Origin of the sequence: Burkholderia sp. CpTa8-5 (genome assembly GCF_017815045.1) — a bacterium.
In the GTDB taxonomy this organism is placed as follows: Bacteria; Pseudomonadota; Gammaproteobacteria; order Burkholderiales; family Burkholderiaceae; genus Burkholderia; species Burkholderia sola.
Genome location: NZ_JAGIQD010000006.1, coordinates 63,920 through 81,474, shown reverse-complemented (window position 1 = coordinate 81,474; position 17,555 = coordinate 63,920). Strand labels below are relative to the sequence as shown.

Annotated in this window: 14 protein-coding genes and 1 tRNA gene; 10 read left to right on the top strand and 5 right to left on the bottom strand. The window is 69.9% G+C overall.

The window, feature by feature from the left end; all coding sequences use genetic code 11:
- Positions 1-43 precede the first annotated feature (43 nt).
- From J8I35_RS11795 to J8I35_RS11780, 4 genes are all read right to left on the bottom strand, one after another.
- Complete coding sequence (locus J8I35_RS11795; RefSeq protein ID WP_209925514.1) at positions 44-1,660, bottom strand: (2,3-dihydroxybenzoyl)adenylate synthase; 1,617 nt, start codon at positions 1,658-1,660, stop codon at positions 44-46.
- Positions 1,657-2,829: an isochorismate synthase gene (locus J8I35_RS11790; protein WP_209925512.1), complete on the bottom strand. Its 1,173-nt coding sequence runs from the start codon at positions 2,827-2,829 to the stop codon at positions 1,657-1,659. Before J8I35_RS11790 ends, J8I35_RS11795 begins: the two co-directional genes overlap by 4 nt.
- 65 nt (positions 2,830-2,894) lie before the next feature.
- Positions 2,895-5,030 (bottom strand): TonB-dependent receptor, encoded by a 2,136-nt coding sequence (locus tag J8I35_RS11785; RefSeq protein WP_209925510.1) that lies wholly within the window; start codon positions 5,028-5,030, stop codon positions 2,895-2,897.
- 136 nt (positions 5,031-5,166) lie between these two features.
- Complete coding sequence (locus J8I35_RS11780; RefSeq protein ID WP_245170215.1) at positions 5,167-6,162, bottom strand: helix-turn-helix transcriptional regulator; 996 nt, start codon at positions 6,160-6,162, stop codon at positions 5,167-5,169.
- 156 nt (positions 6,163-6,318) lie between these two features.
- Here J8I35_RS11780 and J8I35_RS11775 point away from each other — a divergent pair, with 156 nt between their 5' ends.
- The 5 genes from J8I35_RS11775 (at position 6,319) to J8I35_RS11755 (ending at position 10,424) form a co-directional block, all read left to right on the top strand.
- Positions 6,319-7,440, top strand: coding sequence for an ABC transporter substrate-binding protein (locus J8I35_RS11775; protein ID WP_209925508.1), 1,122 nt, complete (start codon positions 6,319-6,321; stop codon positions 7,438-7,440).
- Position 7,441: 1 nt separating this feature from the next.
- A complete protein-coding gene (locus J8I35_RS11770; protein WP_209925506.1) occupies positions 7,442-8,389 on the top strand; it encodes an alpha/beta hydrolase-fold protein in 948 nt (315 codons plus the stop codon).
- Positions 8,386-9,450, top strand: coding sequence for an iron ABC transporter permease (locus tag J8I35_RS11765; RefSeq protein WP_209925505.1), 1,065 nt, complete (start codon positions 8,386-8,388; stop codon positions 9,448-9,450). The genes J8I35_RS11770 and J8I35_RS11765 overlap by 4 nt, the downstream gene beginning before the upstream one ends.
- The gene (locus J8I35_RS11760) at positions 9,443-10,255 is read left to right on the top strand and encodes an ABC transporter ATP-binding protein (RefSeq protein WP_209925504.1); all 813 of its coding nucleotides are present in this window, start codon (positions 9,443-9,445) and stop codon (positions 10,253-10,255) included. Before J8I35_RS11765 ends, J8I35_RS11760 begins: the two co-directional genes overlap by 8 nt.
- 82 nt (positions 10,256-10,337) lie before the next feature.
- Positions 10,338-10,424, top strand: a tRNA-Leu gene (locus J8I35_RS11755).
- Between the two features lie 281 nt (positions 10,425-10,705).
- On the opposite strand, the gene J8I35_RS11750 is transcribed toward J8I35_RS11755, so the two are convergent.
- A complete protein-coding gene (locus J8I35_RS11750) occupies positions 10,706-11,209 on the bottom strand; it encodes an Ohr family peroxiredoxin (RefSeq protein ID WP_209925503.1) in 504 nt (167 codons plus the stop codon).
- 354 nt (positions 11,210-11,563) lie between these two features.
- Here J8I35_RS11750 and J8I35_RS11745 point away from each other — a divergent pair, with 354 nt between their 5' ends.
- The 5 genes from J8I35_RS11745 to J8I35_RS11725 all read left to right on the top strand — a co-directional run bounded on the left by J8I35_RS11745 (position 11,564) and on the right by J8I35_RS11725 (position 17,537).
- Positions 11,564-12,811 carry an ROK family protein gene (locus tag J8I35_RS11745; protein WP_209925501.1) on the top strand — a complete coding sequence of 416 codons (1,248 nt, stop codon included), beginning with the start codon at positions 11,564-11,566 and terminating at the stop codon, positions 12,809-12,811.
- Positions 12,798-14,351: a sugar ABC transporter ATP-binding protein gene (locus tag J8I35_RS11740; protein ID WP_209925499.1), complete on the top strand. Its 1,554-nt coding sequence runs from the start codon at positions 12,798-12,800 to the stop codon at positions 14,349-14,351. Before J8I35_RS11745 ends, J8I35_RS11740 begins: the two co-directional genes overlap by 14 nt.
- A 39-nt stretch (positions 14,352-14,390) precedes the next feature.
- Positions 14,391-15,428 (top strand): ribose ABC transporter permease, encoded by a 1,038-nt coding sequence (locus tag J8I35_RS11735; RefSeq protein ID WP_209925498.1) that lies wholly within the window; start codon positions 14,391-14,393, stop codon positions 15,426-15,428.
- Positions 15,429-15,514: 86 nt separating this feature from the next.
- The gene (locus J8I35_RS11730; protein WP_209925497.1) at positions 15,515-16,456 is read left to right on the top strand and encodes an ABC transporter substrate-binding protein; all 942 of its coding nucleotides are present in this window, start codon (positions 15,515-15,517) and stop codon (positions 16,454-16,456) included.
- A gap of 142 nt (positions 16,457-16,598) precedes the next feature.
- On the top strand, positions 16,599-17,537 hold the full coding sequence (locus J8I35_RS11725) for a carbohydrate kinase (RefSeq protein WP_175974508.1): 939 nt from the start codon (positions 16,599-16,601) through the stop codon (positions 17,535-17,537).
- Positions 17,538-17,555: the final 18 nt, after the last annotated feature.

The window sequence follows — 17,555 nt, the reverse complement described above, 5'->3', positions numbered from 1 at the left end:
CGATGCGCGGGCGATGCGTGCCGCCCGCGTGTTGGTGGTCGGGTCATGCTGCTGCGGTCAACTGCGCCGCGATGCGCTCGCGCAGCGCGCGCTTGTCGATCTTGCCGACTGGCGTCTTCGGGAATCCGTCGACGAATTCGATCCGGTCCGGCACCTTGAACGCGGCGACGCCCTGCTCGCGCACGAACCGGATCAGCTCCGCCGCGCCCGGCGCCGGCGTGCCGCGAATCACGTACGCGCAACTGCGCTCGCCGAGATACGGATCGGGCATCGGCACGAGCGCCGCGTCGACCACGCCCGGATGCGCGAGCAGCAGATGCTCGATCTCCTCGGCGGGAATCTTCTCGCCGCCACGGTTGATCTGGTCCTTCGCGCGCCCTTCGACGATCAGATGGCCGGTGGCCGTGACACGCACGCGATCGCCGGTGCGATAGAAACCGTCCGACGTAAATGCGCGCGCGTTGTGCGCATCCGCCTCGTAGTAGCCGCGGATCGTGTACGGGCCGCGTGTCAGCAAGTGGCCGACCTCGCCCGGCGCGACCGGGCGGTCGTCGTCGTCGACGACGCGGATCTCGTCGTCCGGCGAGATCGGCCGCCCCTGCGTGCCGATCACGAGGTCGCGCGGATCGTCGAGCCGCGTGTAGTTGACGAGCCCTTCGGCCATTCCGAACACCTGCTGGAGCTGCGCGCCGAAGCCGTCCTCCGCGCGCGCAGCCAGCGCCGGGTCGAAGCGCGCGCCGCCGACCTGCACGAGTTCGACGCTCGCGAGCGCCGCCTGACGCCGCGCCACGGCCGCCAGCCACACCGGCACGAGCGGCGGCACGAGCGCGACCACCGTCACGCGCTCGCGCTCGATCAGCGGAAACGCGACGTCCGGGCTCGCGCCGTCGCACAGCACGACCGTGCCGCCGGCGTGCAGCACGCCGAACGAGCCCGGCGAACTGAGCGCGTAGTTGTGCGCGGCCGGCAGCGCGGCGAGATACGCGCTGCGCTCGCTCAGCCCGCAGATGCGCGCGCTTTCGCGCACGCTGTACAGGTAGTCGTCGTGCGTGCGCGGGATCAGCTTCGGCGTGCCGGTGCTGCCGCCCGACAGTTGCAGGAACGCGACCTCGCCCGCGCACGGCCCCGGCGGGAGCGCGACGTCCAACGGCGCGTCGGCCAGCGCGAGGTTCGCGTTGCCCGGCGCCGTAAACAGCAGGTGCCGCAGCGTCGGCGCGTCGGCCTGCACGTCGCGCGCGAGCGCCCGGTAATCGAAACCGTCGTGCCGCTCGGCCGCGACGTAGGCGACCGCCCGCGCATGCCGGCAGAAGAAGCCGATCTCGCGCCGCCGATGCGCGGGCAGCGCGAACACCGGCAGCGCGCCGATCCGGAACAGCGCGAACGTGAGCGCGAAGAACGCGACGCAGTTCGGCAACTGCACGACCACGCGGTCGCCCGGCGCGATGCCGCGCGCGATCAGCGCACGGGCCACCCGCGCCGCTTCGTCGGCGAGCGTGCGATACGACCAGCGGATCTCGTCCTGCACGAGCGCGATGCGCTCGCGATGCCGCGCGACGCGCTCGTCGAGCCACTGCGCGAGCGATTGGCCGCGCCAGTAGCCTTTCTGGCGGTACGCGTCGGCGAATGCGTCCGGCCACGGCGTGCCGTGCGCGCGCGTCATGCGGCCTCCGGCGCGACGTCGTGGCTCACGCCGAGCGCGTCGAGCATCGTCCGGAATTTCGCGGCGGTCTCCGCGCACTCGCCGTCGGGCGTCGATTCGCCGACGACGCCCGCGCCCGCATAGAGCCGCAGCGTGCGATCGTGCGCTTCCGCGCAGCGGATCGTCACGACCCATTCGCCGTCGCCTTGCGTATCGACCCAGCCGAGCATCCCCGCGTAGAAGCCGCGATCGAACGGTTCCGCGTCGCGAATGCATGCGCGGGCGGCCGCGCGCGGCGCGCCGCAGACGGCCGGCGTCGGATGCAGCGCGAGCGCGAGCGTCAGCGCGTCGACACCGGTTTCTCCGCGCACTTCGGTCGACAGGTGCCACATCGTCTCGGTATGGATCAGCGACGGATGCGCGGGCACGTCGAGGCGCCGGCACAACGGCGCGAGCGCGTCGCGTACCGCGTCGACGACCACCCGATGCTCGTCGAGATCCTTCGCGGACGCGAGCAGCGCGTCCGCGCGGCGACGATCCTCGACCGGGTCGGGGCTGCGCGGCGCCGAGCCCGCAAGCGGATTCGCACGCACGATGCCGCCGAAGCGGTTCACGAGCAGTTCCGGGCTCGCGCCAAGCAGCGTGCGGCCGGCGCCCAGGTCGACGGAGAACGTATAGCCGTGCGGATTGCGCGCCGCGAGCCGCGCGACGAGCGGCGCGACGTCGACCGGCCGTTCGCCGCTGATCTCGAGCGTGCGCGCCAGCACGACCTTGTCGAGCTCGCCCGCGCGGATGCGGGCGACGGCCTGCGCGACCGCGCTCGCATATACGTTCGCCGGCGGCACCGCGCGCGTCGCATGGCGCATTGCCGCGAGCGCCGGGCTGCGCAGCGAGCCGAGCGGGCCGGCGCGCAGCAGCGTGCGCGCGACCCTCAGCGCGGCAGGCGCGTCGACGTCGAACGGCACCGCGCCGACGACCGCCGCGCCGTCATGCCCGTTCGCGCGGGCCTCGCGCAGCGCCGCCGCGACGCGCGCCGCGAGCGGCGTATCGGCGTGCGGGACGGTGTTTTCCGCATCGGTCGCGAGCAGCGCATGAGCCGGCGTCGCAAGGAACAGCGGCGTATCGGGGCGATAGACTTCCCAGATGTTTCGGGGTGCCAATAGTGTCGCGGGACGAGAAACCATGTTCATGAGATTGACCTCGAGATTGAATAGGCCGGCACAATGGGGCTGCACATGGGGCGCCGGCCGCGCCGTCACATTTCGGCCGTGACGCTCACCGCGATGCGGCGGCCCTGATCGACGAGCCAGTTGCCGCTCAGGCCGTTCGCGCGCGTGCGGTCGTCGACCGGAACCATCCTGTTGGTCAGGTTCAGCAACGCGAAATTGACGGAGAAGCGCTTGTCGATCCGGTAGCGGCCGCCGAGATCGAACGTCGTCGTCGACGGCCGCTCGCGCACGCCCTGCGCGCCGTTGCGGAACGCCGCCCAGTATTCGTTGCCGATATAGTTGGCCGTCGCATAGAGGTCGAGCTTCGGCGTCGGCGTCCAGTCGACCTGCACGTTGAATTTGTGCTTCGGCGTCTTGTCGAGCGGCTGGCCGTCGAGCGAGCCGCCGTTGAATGCCTTCTCGCCGTTGCCTTCGCGGCGCGACTGCGTCAGCGTGTACGCGCCCGACACCGTCACCGTGCGCGACACGCGCGTGCCCGCGCCGAGTTCGAGCCCGTACAGCTTGACCCGGTCGATGTTGTCGTACTTGTAGAGGTTGCGGCCCGGCGAACGCGGATCGGCAACGCCCGTGTCGAAGCTCGTGACCTTGTTCCTGAACAGGTTGTTGAACAGCGTCAGGCCCGCGTAGGTGTCGCCCCTGTCGTAGCGCACGCCGAGTTCCTCGGTCACGCTGGTCTCGGGCTTCAGGTCCGGGTTGCCGCACAGCGTGCCGGGCACCGCGCCCGCCGCGCCGCCCGACGTCATGCAGTAGCCGCCCGCGCTCTGGCGCAGCGACGGCGGCCGGAAGCCGGTCGACACGCCGCCGCGCACCGTCCACGCGTGCGTGAGCTTGTACACGCCGTAGACGCGCGGGCTTGCGTGGCTGCCGTAGCGCTCGTCGTGATCGAGCCGCACGCCGGTCGTCAGCGTGAAGCGGTCGTTGAAGAAGTACTCGTTCTCGCCGAACAGCGCCCACGCGTCGCGCGAAATGCGGTCCGAGTTGGTCGCATGGCCCTTCGGCACCGCGTCCTGGCTGCCGACGCCCGACAAGCGCGACCAGATGTGCTGGCCGCCGACGGTCAGGATGTTGCGCTCGCCCCACCACGGCACCTCGACCTTGCCTTCGAGGATCGTATCCGTCAGCGCGGGCTTCAACGGCGAGCGCCCCACCGGCGTCCACTGCTCCTGCGTGCCGCGCTCGCCGTACAGCGACAGCGTCGTGTTGCCGAAGCCCCAGCGACCGTCGTGCGTGATGCCCCAGTAGTCGCGCACGTGGCGCGTCTCGGTGACGGCGGAGGTCGCGGTGCGCGGCGTGAGCGGCGCTTCGCTCTTGCCCGGCGTGCTGAGATAGGTGAGTTGTTCGCGCCCGACGTTCACGCTGATGTCCTGATCGCGGGTCGGCTTGGCGGACAGCTTGACGTCGAAGCTGCCGATGCGCTGCCCGTTCGCGCCGCTTGCGCCGCTCGCCGGGTAGTAGATATCGTCCTCGCCCCGGTGCAGCAGCCGCCCGGACGCCTGCAGCCCGAGCACGTCGGACTTCAGCGGGCCGCCGAGCCAGAAATCGACGCTCTGCGTATCGCCCTGGTCCGACTCGAGTTGCCACACGCTGCTCGCGGTAAGCGTGCCGCCCCAGCGCTTCGGCACCTTGCGTGTGATCACGTTGACGACGCCGCCCATCGCATCGGCGCCGTACAGCGACGACATCGGCCCGCGCACGACCTCGATCCGCTCGATCGCGGAGAGCGGCGGCATCAGGTTGGACTGCACGCCCGCGGTGCCGCGGTTCATCGTTTCGCGGGTGTTCTGCCGGCGGCCGTCGACGAGGAACAGCGTGTATTCGCCCGGCATCCCGCGAATCGAGATGTCCTGGTCGTTCGGGGACCCGCCGACGACGCTCACGCCCTCGACCTTGCCGACGATCTCGGCGACCGACGTGTAAGGCTTCGCCTCGATCTCGTCGCGGGTGATCACCGAGATGCTGGCCGGCGCCTCCTTGATCGCCTGCTCGCGGCGGCTCGCGGTGACGACGATTTCCTTCATCGCCGCCGGCTCGGCGGACGCGGCCGATGCAGCGGTTTCGCGCTGCTTGTCAGGCGCCTGCGCCCACGCGCAGGATGTCCCCATCAGATACAGGCCGGCGACGACGGCCGGCTTCAACGCAAACTTCGCTACGTGACTCGACATGATGACGCTTTCGCTGCTCCACAATGTGATTGATTCTCATTTGCATTATGGAACCTGTCATGCGTCGAAATATTTGCGAAAGCTTCGATCTTGTTTGAGCGCCGCCGCGATGCGCGTCGGCGTCGATCCGCAGCGATCAGCGCCGATCGCTGCGCCGCGCGAGCGTCGGCGTCACGCCGAAGCGGCGCTTGTACGCGGTCGCGAAATTCGCGGCGCTCGTGTAGCCGGCGAGCGCCGCGGCCTGCTTGACGCTCACCGCATCGCGCTCGAGCGCGAGCCGCGCACGCTGCAGGTGATGCTCGCGAATGAAGTCGAACACCGTGGTGCCGTAGGCGGCGCGGAACTGACGCTGCATCGCGTTCGCACTCATCCCGACGTGGCGCGCGATGTCGTCGAGCGACAGCTCCTGCGCGGCGTCGCTCGCGAGGAACGCGCGCAGTTCCGCCATCCGCCGGTAATCGCGCGAACCGAGCGCCGCGTCCGACGCCCGGGGCGCCTGGGCCTCGAGCGGCGCGAACGCCTCGGCGAGCAGTTCGAGCACGCGGCTTTCCAGGTAGATCGCCTGCAGCATCGGCTGGTAGGACGGCGGCCGCACGATCTGCTCGGCGAGCGCGGTGGCGCGCGGCGTCGGCTGCCAGAAACGGATCGCGAGATGCGCGGACAGCATCGAATCGAGCCTCTCCGGCAACGCCGCGCGGCTCGCGGCCCGCAGGTGCGCGAGCCATTCGCCGGACATCGCGAGGCTCAACCGCCGCGCGTAGCCGCCCTTGCTCAGCCGGCGACGAAACGTGTCGGGCTGCAGCGCGTTGAGCAGAAACGACTGCATCCGCACGCGCGGTCGGGCCGCGTCGGGCCGGGCCGCGTCAGGCCGGGCCGCGCCGGAACGGCACGCGCCGCAGCCGTCCGTCGCCAGCAGCACGCGCCGGTCGCCGTAGGACACGTCGAGCGCGCCTTCCAGCAGCAGCACCAGATGCAGGCCCGGCGTGCACTGGCCCGACATCACCGCGTCGAATTCGTCGGTCGCGTCGTCCGCGTGCACGCGCAGGCCGGGCCGCACTTCGCGAATCCGCGCGACGTGCGCGTCGTGTCGATGGCGATCGGAAGGAGAAGCGCCTGGCGCCCATGCAGTCATCTCGGATACCCCCGTGCGCGGTCGGTGCGCGCGCAAACTATTTAGTCGGTCAATCAAACGGACAGCGGCTGCTCCGTCCCCGCCTCTCGGCTACAATTAAATGCGAATGCTTCTCATTTATATCGTATCGGGAGTAGCGTGAGAAAGACAAGTGGAATGTGGGCCACGCTCGGCATCTGGCTGTGCGGCTGGCTCTTGATGCACGCCGCCTATGCGGACACGACGACCGTCACCGACCTCGCCGGCCGGCAGGTCCGGATTCCCGCGCGCGTCGAGCGCGTGCTGCTCGGCGAAGGACGGCTGCTGCCGGCGCTCGCGATCGTCGACGCCGGCGACCCGTCGCGCCGCCTCGTCGGCATGATGGGCGACTTCGAGCAACTCGATCCGGCGAGCTATGCGCAGTGGGTCGAGCGCTTTCCGCGGCTGCAGGACGTGCCGCGTATCGGTCGCTCGCAGGCCGGCAGCTTCAGCGACGAACGCGCGCTCGCGCTGCGCCCGCAGGTCGCGATCTTCGGGCTCGGCGGCGGCCACGGGCCCGGCGAGCGCGACCGCGAAACGCTGGCGCGGCTCGAAGCCGCGGGCGTCGCGATCGTGTTCGTCGATTTTCGCCACGATCCGCTCGCCAACACGCCGCGCAGCATCGCTGTGCTCGGCCAGGTGTTCGGCGCGCCGCGGCGCGCAGCCGACTTCAACGCGCTCTGGCAGGAACAGCTCGATCTCGTTCGCACCCGCCTGAAGACGGCCCGCCCCGCGGCACCCACGGTGTTCCTCGAAAGCCGCGTCGGCCTGTCGAGCGACTGCTGCGAGACGATGACGGGCATGCTCGGCAAACTCCTCGACGCGGCCGGCGGCGACAACGTCGCGAAGGGCAGCGTGCCGGGCGAGCACGGCACGCTGAACCCGGAATACCTGCTGAGCCGCCAGCCGGATTTCTACATCGGCACCGGAATCGGCTCGGCCCGCACGCTGCAGAGCGCGCCGCAGCGCATCGCGCTCGGCGCCGGCGTGACGCGCGATGCGGCTGTCCGCTCGTTCGACCGCGTGCTGCAGCGCCCGACGATCGCACCGCTGCGCGCGGTGCGCGAGCGGCGCGCCTATGCAATCTGGCATCACTTCTACAATTCGCCGTTCAATGTCGTCGCGGTACAGGCAATGGCGAAATGGCTGCATCCGGACCTGTTCGCGGATCTCGATCCGCACCGTACCTTCGACACGATGGTGCGCCGCTTCCAGCCAGTCGCGCTGAACGGCGAATACTGGATTCAGGAAGGATCGTGACATGAACGGACATCCTTCCCCCGTGCGCCGCGGCCTGCTGTGCGCCGGCCTCGCGGGCGCGCTCGCGACCCGCGGCGCATTCGCCGGCGCCGCACCGCACCCGTCGGCCTGGCCCGCTGCCGCCGATACCCCGCCCGTGCGGCTCCCCGCCAGTCACCAGTTCGACGTGACGGTCGCCGGCCGCACCCGGCGCCTGTTCGTCGCGCTGCCGGCCGCGCGCTCGGCGAGCGAGCCGCATCCGGTGCTGGTCGTGCTCGACGGCAATGCGCTGTTCCCGCTCGCCGCGCCGCTCGCGCGCAATCGCGCGGCGCGGCCCGACGCCGCGCGCGAACCCGCGCCGATCGTGATCGGCATCGGCTATCCGACCGACGCGCCGTACGACATGCAGGCGCGCGCCGACGACTACACGCTCGCGCCGCTGCCGCACGGACAAGGGCTCGCGGCGGACCGCTTCCTCGACTTCATCGAGCACGACGTGCAGCCGTGGCTCGCGCGCCAGTGGCCGATCGACGCCAGCCGGCAGACGCTGTTCGGCCATTCGTACGGCGGCCTGCTGACGCTCTATGCGCTGCTGACGCGAGCGCACCTGTTCCGGCGCTACGTCGCGGCGAGCCCGTCGGTCTGGTGGGGCGAGCGCGCGCTGCTGCCGTATGCCGACCGGTTCGCCGCGCAAACGGCACCGCTCGATCCGTCGCTTCGCCTCGTCGTGACCGCGGGCAGCCTCGAGGAAGGCGCACCGAACCCGGACCCCGAACGCATGCGCCGGCAACAGGCGCGCCGGCAGGTCAGCTCGGCCCGAGACTTCGTGCAGCGCGTGGGCCGACGCGCGGGCCTCGACGCCACGTTCCGGCTGATCGACGGCGAGGACCACGGCGGCGTCGTGATGCCGAGCGCCGCGCTCGCGGTGCGCATCGCGCGCGCGCCGGATACGGAAGGGGATGCCGCATGAACGCGACGACGCCCGTCCCGTCCCCTTCTCTGCGGGTCCGCTACCGCGCGGTCGCCGCGCGGCGCATCGGCGCACTCGCGTTGCTGGCCTGCGTGCTCGTCGCGCTGCTGGTCGTCGATATCGCGACCGGCCCGTCATCGTTTCCGGTCGCGGATATCGTGACCGGGCTGTTCCGTCCGGACGCGCTGCCGCTCGAGCAGCGCGTGATCCTGTGGAACGTGCGCCTGCCCTACGCGCTGATGGCGGTGCTGGTCGGCGCGGCACTCGGGCTCGCCGGCGCCGAGATGCAGACCGTGCTGAACAACCCGCTCGCGAGCCCGTTCACGCTGGGCATCGCCGCCGCGGGGAGCGTCGGCGCGTCGCTGGTCGTGATCTCCGGCTGGCACCTCGTGCTGTGGAACGAGAACCTCGCGCTGTCGCTCGGTGCGTTCGGCTGCGCGCTGTCCGCGACACTCCTGATCGTCTGGCTCGCGTGGCGGCACGGCGCGACGACCGAAACCGTCGTGCTGTTCGGCATCGGCTTGATGTTCAGCTTCGAGGCGCTGCTGTGGCTGCTGCAGTTCGTCGCCGATGCGAACGCGCTTCAGCAGATCGTGTTCTGGAGCATGGGCAGCCTTGCGCGGGCGACCTGGAGCAAGATCGCGATCCTCGCGTGCGTGCTCGCCGCCAGCGTGCTGTGGAGCGCGCCGGGCGTCGCGTCGATGACCGCGCTGCGCGCCGGCGAGGAACAGGCGCGCAGCATGGGCATCGCGGTCGAGCGGCTGCGGCTCGTCACGCTCATGCGCATCAGCCTGCTGTCGGCGACCGCGCTGTCGTTCGTCGGCACGATCGGCTTCGTCGGCCTGGTCGGCCCGCACGTCGCGCGGCTGCTGGTCGGCGACGACCATCGCCACTACCTGCCCGGCGCGGCGCTCGCCGGCGCGATCATGCTGTCGGCCGCATCGGTGCTCAGCAAGACGCTCGTCGAGGGCGTCGTGCTGCCGATCGGCATCATCACCGCGCTCGTCGGCGTGCCGCTCTTCATGACGCTGATCAGCCGTCGCAGGAGGCTCGATGGATAACGCTCAACACGCATTGCGCATCGCCGGGCTCGACGTCGCGTACGGCGCGCGCACGATCCTCGCGCGGCTGTCGCTGCGGCCGGTACCGCCCGGCAGCGCCGTCGCGCTGCTCGGCCCGAACGGCGTCGGCAAGTCGACGCTGCTGCGCGCGCTTGCCCGGCTCGTCGCCGCGCGCGGCGATGCGACGCTCGACCGGCACGACCTGCTGCGCGGCGCGCGCCGCGACCATATGCGCCGCGTCGGGTACCTGCCGCAAACGCTGCCGCAGCCGACCTCGCTGCTGGTCTACGAGGCGGTGCGCGGCGCGCTGCGCGCGACCTGCGGCGGCTTGTCGGCCGACGCACAGGACGCCCGCCTCGAGCGCGTGTTTGCGCAGCTGGGCCTGCATGCGCTCGCGACGACGCCGCTCGACCGGCTGTCGGGCGGGCAGCGCCAGATGGTCGGGCTCGCGCAGGTGCTGGTGCGCGACACGCCGTTGCTGCTGCTGGACGAGCCGACGAGCGCGCTCGACCTGCGCTGGCAGTTGCTGGCGCTGGAGGCGATGCGGGATGCGGTTACGCGGCGCGGCGCGATTGCGCTCGTCGCGATGCACGACCTGAATCTCGCCGCCCGCTTCTGCGATCGTCTCGCGCTGCTCGGCCATGAAGGCGTGGTGGCCGACGGCGGCGTCGCCGACGTGCTGACGCCCGCGCACCTGCGGCGCGCGTATCGCGTCGACGCGCGCGTCGAGCGCACCGCATCGGGCGATTACGTGACGCTCGCCGAACGCGCGGCGTCGCTCGATGCGCGCGCCGAGGTTTTTTGACCGGAAGGGGAAAACTTGTTGACGCCCGTCGCGACTGTTCTATAATTGCGGCCTTTCGCGGATGCGGTATCGAGCGAAACGTGCCCAGGTGGCGGAATTGGTAGACGCACTAGGTTCAGGTCCTAGCGGTGGCAACATCGTGGAGGTTCGAGTCCTCTCCTGGGCACCATCTGTTTTTAAAAGGTCGGCTTCTGCCGGCCTTTTTTCATTTCCAGCCCAGGAAGCAAAGCGCCTGCGCGCTTTGCGTGAGGACTCGAAAGGCTGCGCTTGCAAGCGCAGCCGGGGTCGCGCTCGGGTGACCGAGTCCTCTCCTGGGCACCATCTGTTTTCTAAAAAGGTCGGCTTCTAGCCGGCCTTTTTTCATTTCAAGCCCAGGAAACAAAGCGCCTGTGCGCCTTGCGCGAGGGCTCGAAAGGCTGCGCTTGCAAGCGCAGCCGGCTGGCGTCGTGATTACACCGTCCCGGTGACGCGCACGACATGCTGAATCCCGTCCCTCGCCATCTTCGCGTACGGACAAATCGCCTCCGTCTCCGCGACCAGCTCGCGCGCGGCAGTTGCGCCGACGCCCGGCATGCCGACCTCGAGATCGAGCGCGATCGCAAACAGGCCATCCACCGGATCGCGCTGAAACGTTGCGCTGGCCGTGATCGCGAGATCGGGCGGCAAGCGCACCCGGCGCCGCATCGCAACCAGCGTCAACGCGCCGTGAAAGCACGCCGCGAAGCCGGCCGCGAACAACTGCTCCGGATTCGTACCGCCACCCACTCCGCCCAATTCGACCGGCAGACGCAACGACACATCGAGTTCACCGGTTGTCGAACGCGCGCGTCCGGACGATCGGCCGTGAGCCGCTTCGCCGCCGGTGACGGTCACCGTCGTCGTGTAAAGCGGCAGCGGTTCGCTGCCGGTATAAGGATCGAGCAGCGATACCGAAGGCCGCGTCGTACGATGCATGGCGTTTCTCCCGAGTGCAGACGCCGGACGGCTCCCGCCGCCCTGCGTCCAGTAAACGATGAACGACCGACGCTGCCGGCCCCGCATCACGCGGCGCCCGCAGACATCGCCCTCTTCCGGCTGTGCTTTCGCATGCAGCCGAGCCGGCAATCGTGACGCGCGGCCGGCAGCAAATCCATCAGACGAATTCGAAATTCCCGGCCCCGAAACGAGCCGCGGACGCCCGAGCCACGCTGCCGTTCCCGGATACGACCGGGATTTCCCTAGGCTGACAGACCGCCGTTCGCGCGGTTAAATAAATCAACGTGATTTATTTAATGCGCCATCGAACGGCGCGCCATGGAAGGAGACGCCATGAGAAGCCGGCACTTCGGCCAGGGAAGCAATTCGGCCAACGTGCGCCGTTACAACGAGCGCCTGCTGCTGAAGACGCTGCGCCGTGCGGGCAGCGCATCGAAGGCCGACCTCGCCCGTCTCGCGAGCATGACGGGGACGGCGGTCGGCAGCATCATCGCGTCGCTCGCCGACGCGAAGCTGATCGAATTCGCGGGCCGCACCGAAGGCCAGCGCGGCCAGCCGGCGTCGCTGATCCGCCTCGATCCGCGCGGCGCGTTCGGCATCGGCGTCCATCTCGACCGGATGCGCATCGAGACGGCGCTCGTCAATTTCGCGGGCGACGTGCTCGGCCGCCGCTCGCACGACACGCTGCTTCCGCCGCCCGCCGACGTGCTCGAGATCGTGCGTCACGACATCGACGCGATGCAGGCCCTGCTCCCCGACCATGAACGCGCGCGCCTGACCGGCGTCGGCGTCGCGCAGCCGTACAACCTCTGCGCGTGGATGCGCGAGCTCGGCCTCGCGCCCGACACGTTCCGCGCGTGGGAAGACGTCGATTTCGCGGCCGACCTCGGCCGCACGCTGTCGCTGCCCGTATTCGGCGAAAACGACGGCAACGCGGCCGCGATCGCCGAACTGTTCTACGGGTACGGCCGGCAGTGCGACGACTTCGTCTACCTGTTCATCGGGCCGGCGATCGGCGGCGGCATCGCGATCGACGGCGACTGCCTGCGCGGCGTGACCGGCAATGCCGGCGACATCGCGGTGATTCCGGTGCCGCCGAGCCGGCTGGCCTCCGCGCCGCCGCCGCGCGGCCCGTGGGACATCCTGCTCGCACGCGCCTCGCTGCATGCGCTCGTGCGCCACCTGCGCCATCACGGCGAGACGGTCGAGAACCGCGCCGATCTCGAAGCCTGCATCGCCCGCGGCCTGCCGGCCGTCGACGAATGGATCGACGACTGCGTCGACGCGCTTGCGCCGGCGTTGCGCGCGGTGCTGTGCGTGATCGACGCGCCGGTGGTCGTGATCGACGCCGACACCGACGCGGGCCTGCTCGACGCGCTTACGTCCCGCCTGCGCGCGGCGCTCGTGGCCACCGCGCCCGAGGCGCGCGGCACGCCGGTCCTCGTGCGCGGCACGTTCGGCGCCGATGCCGGCGCGATCGGCGCCGCCACGCTGCCGATGTTTTTCAACTTCTCCCCGCGGGCCGGCATCCTCAAGGGCGCCCGCACCGATTCGCAGGAGGTCCACCATGTCGCGTTCTGAGTCGCCCCGCCCGCTGCTCGAGATGCGCGGGATCAGTAAGACGTTCCCGGCCGTGCGCGCGCTCGACAACGTCAGCCTCACCGTCTATCCGGGCGAGATCCATTCGCTGATGGGCGAGAACGGCGCGGGCAAATCGACGCTGATGAAGATCCTGTCGGGCGCGTACCGCGCCGACGCCGGCGGCGAAATCCTGATCGACGGCGCACGCATCGACATCGACGGCCCGCTCGCCGCGCGCGATGCCGGCGTCGCGGTGATCTACCAGGAGCTGTGCCTGTCGCCGAACCTGACCGTCGCGGAGAACATCTACGTCGGCCGCGAACTGCGCCGCGGCAACCGGCGCTGGGGCACGATCGACCGCGCGGCGATGGCGCGCGGCTGCCAGGACGTGCTCGCGCGCCTGGGCGCGCCGTTCGGGCCCGACACGCTCGTCGACACGCTGTCGATCGCCGAACAGCAGCTCGTCGAAATCGCGCGCGCCGTGCATACCCGCGCCCGCATCCTCGTGATGGACGAGCCGACCACGCCGCTGTCGTCGCGCGAAACCGAACACCTGTTCCGCCTGATCCGCCAGTTGCGCGAGGAAGGCCTCGCGATCATCTACATCAGCCACCGGATGGCGGAGATCTACGAGCTGTCCGATCGCGTGTCGGTGCTGCGCGACGGCACGTACGTCGGCACGCTCGAACGCGAGGCGCTGTCGGCCGAGCGGCTCGTCGCGATGATGGTCGGCCGCGACATCTCCGGCTTCTACAAGAAGGAACACGCGCCGTACGACCCCGGTCACCTGTTGCTGTCGGTCCGCGACATCGCCGACGGCGCGCGCGTGCGCGGCTGCAGCCTCGACCTGCACGCGGGCGAAGTGCTCGGCATCGCGGGCCTCGTCGGCGCGGGCCGCACCGAGCTCGCGCGGCTGATCTTCGGCGCTGAGCCGCGCGTGCGCGGCGACGTGAAGCTGGGCGAGCGCACGTTCGGCGCGCACGCGCCGCGCGACGCGATCGACGCGGGCCTCGTCTACCTGACCGAGGACCGCAAGCGCCAGGGCCTGTTCCTCGACATGAGCGTGCGCGACAACATCAACATCTCGGTATGCAACCGCGATGCGCGGCTCGGCGCGCTCGACCTCGCGCGCGGCGCCGAACGCGCGCGCGACGCGATTGCATCGCTGTCGATCCGCGTCCCGCACGCGAACGTCAACGTCGGCGCGCTGTCGGGCGGCAACCAGCAGAAGGTGCTGCTGTCGCGCCTGCTCGAGACGAAGCCGCGCGTGCTGATCCTCGACGAACCGACGCGCGGCGTCGACATCGGCGCGAAATCCGAGATCTACCGGATCATCAACGAACTGGCCCGTGCCGGCGTGGGTGTGATCGTGATCTCGAGCGAACTGCCGGAAATCATCGGCGTCGCCGACCGCGTGCTCGTGATGCGCGAAGGCGAGATCGCGGGCGAACTCGGCGGGCACACGCATACGCCGATCACGCAGGAAGCGATCATCGCGCTCGCCACCGGCTCGCAGGCCGAACTGGCCGACGCGCACTGACACGGCCCCTTCATTTCCCTCTTCATTCAAGGTACCGAAATGATCAACCCGACCAAGCAGCGGAACCTCGCTTCCGCGACCGCCCATCCGGTCACCAACCGCACGCCCCTGATGCGCGGCGCCGATCATCGCGCCCGCATGCAATCGCTGATCCGTACGGCCGGCATGCTGCCGGTGCTGCTGGTCCTGTGCGTCGGCTTCGGCTTCCTGACCGACGGTTTCTTCACGCTGCAGAACCTGTCGATCGTCACGCAGCAGGCGTCGATCAACATCGTGCTCGCCGCCGGCATGACCTTCGTGATCCTGACGGGCGGCATCGACCTGTCGGTCGGCTCGGTGCTCGCCGCCGCGGCCGTCGCGGCGCTGATCGCGTCGACCATTCCCGGCTGGGGCTGGCTCGGCGTGCCGTTCGCGCTCGTCGTCGGCCTCGTGTTCGGCGCAATCAACGGCGGACTGATCTCGTTCCTGCGCCTGCCGCCGTTCATCGTCACGCTCGGCGCGATGACGGCCGTGCGCGGCGTCGCGCGGCTGATCGGCAACGACACGACCGTGTTCAACCCGCAACTGCCGTTCGCGTTCATCGGCAACGGCTCGATCCTCGGCGTGCCGTGGCTCGTCGTGATCGCCTGCGCGGTAATTGCGATCTCGTGGTTCATCCTGCGCCGCACGGTGCTCGGGATGCGGATCTACTCGGTCGGCGGCAATCCGGAAGCCGCGCGCCTGTCGGGCATCAACGTGCGGGCGATCCAGATGTTCGTGTATGCGGCGTCGGGCCTGCTCGCCGGCCTCGGCGCGGTGATGTCGGCCGCGCGCCTGTATGCGGCCAACGGCCTGCAGCTCGGCCAGTCGTACGAGCTCGATGCGATCGCCGCGGTGATCCTCGGCGGCACGAGCTTCGTCGGCGGCGTCGGTTCGATCGTCGGCACGCTGATCGGCGCGCTGATCATCGCGGTGCTGACCAACGGCCTCGTGCTGCTCGGCGTGTCCGACATCTGGCAGTACATCATCAAGGGGCTCGTGATCATCGGCGCGGTCGCGCTCGACCGCTATCGCCAGCGCGACTCGGCCCGTACCTGATACTTCTTCCCTATCGTTCCACCATCGCGGCGCAGGCAGGTCCTCCTGCGCCCGTTCGCCAACAGACCTCACGGAGACACAACGACATGTTCAAGCACACCGCCGCCCTGACCGCCGTCGCCTGCGCACTTGCCTTCAGCGCCGCCGCCCATGCAGCCGACAAGCCGCTGAAATCGATCGGCGTCACGGTCGGCTCGCTCGGCAACCCGTACTTCGTCACGATCGTGAAAGGCGCCGAAGCGCGCGCGAAGCAGCTCAACCCGAATGCGAAGGTCACGGCCGTCTCGGCCGACTACGACCTGAACAAGCAGTTCACGCAGATCGACAACTTCATCTCCGCGCACGTCGACATGATCCTGCTCAACGCGACCGATCCGAAGGCGATCGAGCCGGCGGTGAAGAAGGCGCAGGCAGCCGGCATCACGGTCGTCGCGGTGGACGTCGCGGCGGCCGGCGCGAATGCGACCGTGCAGACCAACAACGTGAAGGCCGGCGAACTCGCGTGCGACTACCTCGCGAAGAAGCTGAACGGCAAGGGCAACGTGATCATCGAGAACGGCCCGCAGGTGTCGGCCGTGATCGATCGCGTGAACGGCTGCAAGGCCGTGCTCGCGAAAAACACCGGCATCAAGCTGCTGTCGAGCGACCAGGACGGCAAGGGCTCGCGCGAAGGCGGGATGAACGCGATGCAGGGCTACCTGACGCGCTTTCCGAAGCTCGACGGCGTGTTCACGATCAACGACCCGCAGGCGATCGGCACCGATCTCGCGGCGAAACAGCTGAACCGTCCGAACATCGTGATCACGTCGGTCGACGGCGCGCCCGACATCGAGGTCGCACTCAAGTCGAATACGCTCGTGCAGGCGTCGTCGAGCCAGGATCCGTGGGCGATGGCGCAGCAGGCCGTCAACGTCGGCTACGGGATCATGAACGGCCAGAAGCCGGCCAACCCGATGATCCTGATCGAGCCGACGCTCGTCACGCGCGACAACGTGAAGGCCTACAAGGGCTGGAGCGCCCCACGCTGATCGCGGCGAGCGCGCCGCCCGCCCGCGACGCCGGGCGGTGGCGGGCCGCGTCGCCGCGCGCGACGGCCCGTACTGCCCGACCGTTCAGATTCAGATCAACCGCCGTACGGCCGCGCGCGACGCCGCGGCACAAGGTTTCAACATGACGACGACGTTTCCCCGCCTGATCGTGTTCGGCGAAGCGCTGACCGATTTCATCCGCGACGATGCAAACCACTGGCACAGCATCGCCGGCGGCTCGTGCTGGAACGTCGCGCGCGTCGGCGCGCGACTCGGCGTGCCGACGGCCTTCGCCGGCACGGTCAGCCGCGACACCTTCGGCGACGAGCTGATGCGCAAGAGCGCCGACGCGGGGCTCGACATGCGCTTCATCCGGCAGGTCGACCGCGCGCCGCTGCTCGCGATGGTCGTATCGAAGCAGCCGCCCGACTATTTCTTCATCGGCGAAAACAGCGCCGATCTCGCGTTCGATCCGGCCGACTTGCCGGCCGGCGCGTTCGACGCGGCCGACATCGTGCACGTCGGCTCGCTCGGCGTCGTGCGCGAACCGCTCGCGTCGCGCCTGATCGCGCTCGCGCAGGCCGCGCGCGCGGCCGGCAAGCGCATCTCGTTCGATCCGAACTTCCGCGCGCCGATGGCCGCGCCGTCGTATCGCGACACGCTGCGCCGGCTGACCGCGCTCGCCGACTGGATCAAGGTATCCGACGAGGATTTGCGTGGGCTGTTTCCGGAACTCGACGAAGCAGCCGCGCTCGCGCAACTGCGCGCGTGGGCGCCCGACGCGACGATGCTCGTCACGCGCGGCGCGGCCGGCATGCAACTGCTGCATCGCGATACCGTGCTGTTCCAGCCTGCGTTCCCGACTGAAGTCGCCGATACGGTCGGCTGCGGCGATGCGAGCATCGGCGGCTGGCTCGCAAGCCAGCTTGCGCGGCCCGATGCGTCGGCCGCCGAGCATCTGCGCCACGCGGCCGCGTGCGCGGCCGTGGCGTGTGAACATGCGGGCGCCTATGCGCCGACGGCCGCGGAAGTGGCCGACATGATCGAGCGCACCGCCGCCGGCGCCGCGCTTTCGCCATAGACGGCGCCGACGCGCCGC

Bases quoted from the DNA above. Each gene is read 5' to 3' on its own strand.
- J8I35_RS11765 (WP_209925505.1), top strand. From the start codon at position 8,386: ATGAACGCGACGACGCCCGTCCCGTCCCCTTCTCTGCGGGTCCGCTAC.
- J8I35_RS11740 (WP_209925499.1), top strand. From the start codon at position 12,798: ATGTCGCGTTCTGAGTCGCCCCGCCCGCTGCTCGAGATGCGCGGGATC.
- J8I35_RS11760 (WP_209925504.1), top strand. From the start codon at position 9,443: ATGGATAACGCTCAACACGCATTGCGCATCGCCGGGCTCGACGTCGCG.
- J8I35_RS11750 (WP_209925503.1), bottom strand. From the start codon at position 11,209: ATGCATCGTACGACGCGGCCTTCGGTATCGCTGCTCGATCCTTATACC.
- J8I35_RS11780 (WP_245170215.1), bottom strand. From the start codon at position 6,162: ATGACTGCATGGGCGCCAGGCGCTTCTCCTTCCGATCGCCATCGACAC.
- J8I35_RS11745 (WP_209925501.1), top strand. From the start codon at position 11,564: ATGAGAAGCCGGCACTTCGGCCAGGGAAGCAATTCGGCCAACGTGCGC.
- J8I35_RS11770 (WP_209925506.1), top strand. From the start codon at position 7,442: ATGAACGGACATCCTTCCCCCGTGCGCCGCGGCCTGCTGTGCGCCGGC.
- J8I35_RS11785 (WP_209925510.1), bottom strand. From the start codon at position 5,030: ATGTCGAGTCACGTAGCGAAGTTTGCGTTGAAGCCGGCCGTCGTCGCC.
- J8I35_RS11730 (WP_209925497.1), top strand. From the start codon at position 15,515: ATGTTCAAGCACACCGCCGCCCTGACCGCCGTCGCCTGCGCACTTGCC.
- J8I35_RS11735 (WP_209925498.1), top strand. From the start codon at position 14,391: ATGATCAACCCGACCAAGCAGCGGAACCTCGCTTCCGCGACCGCCCAT.
- J8I35_RS11725 (WP_175974508.1), top strand. From the start codon at position 16,599: ATGACGACGACGTTTCCCCGCCTGATCGTGTTCGGCGAAGCGCTGACC.
- J8I35_RS11775 (WP_209925508.1), top strand. From the start codon at position 6,319: ATGTGGGCCACGCTCGGCATCTGGCTGTGCGGCTGGCTCTTGATGCAC.
- J8I35_RS11795 (WP_209925514.1), bottom strand. From the start codon at position 1,660: ATGACGCGCGCGCACGGCACGCCGTGGCCGGACGCATTCGCCGACGCG.
- J8I35_RS11790 (WP_209925512.1), bottom strand. From the start codon at position 2,829: ATGAACATGGTTTCTCGTCCCGCGACACTATTGGCACCCCGAAACATC.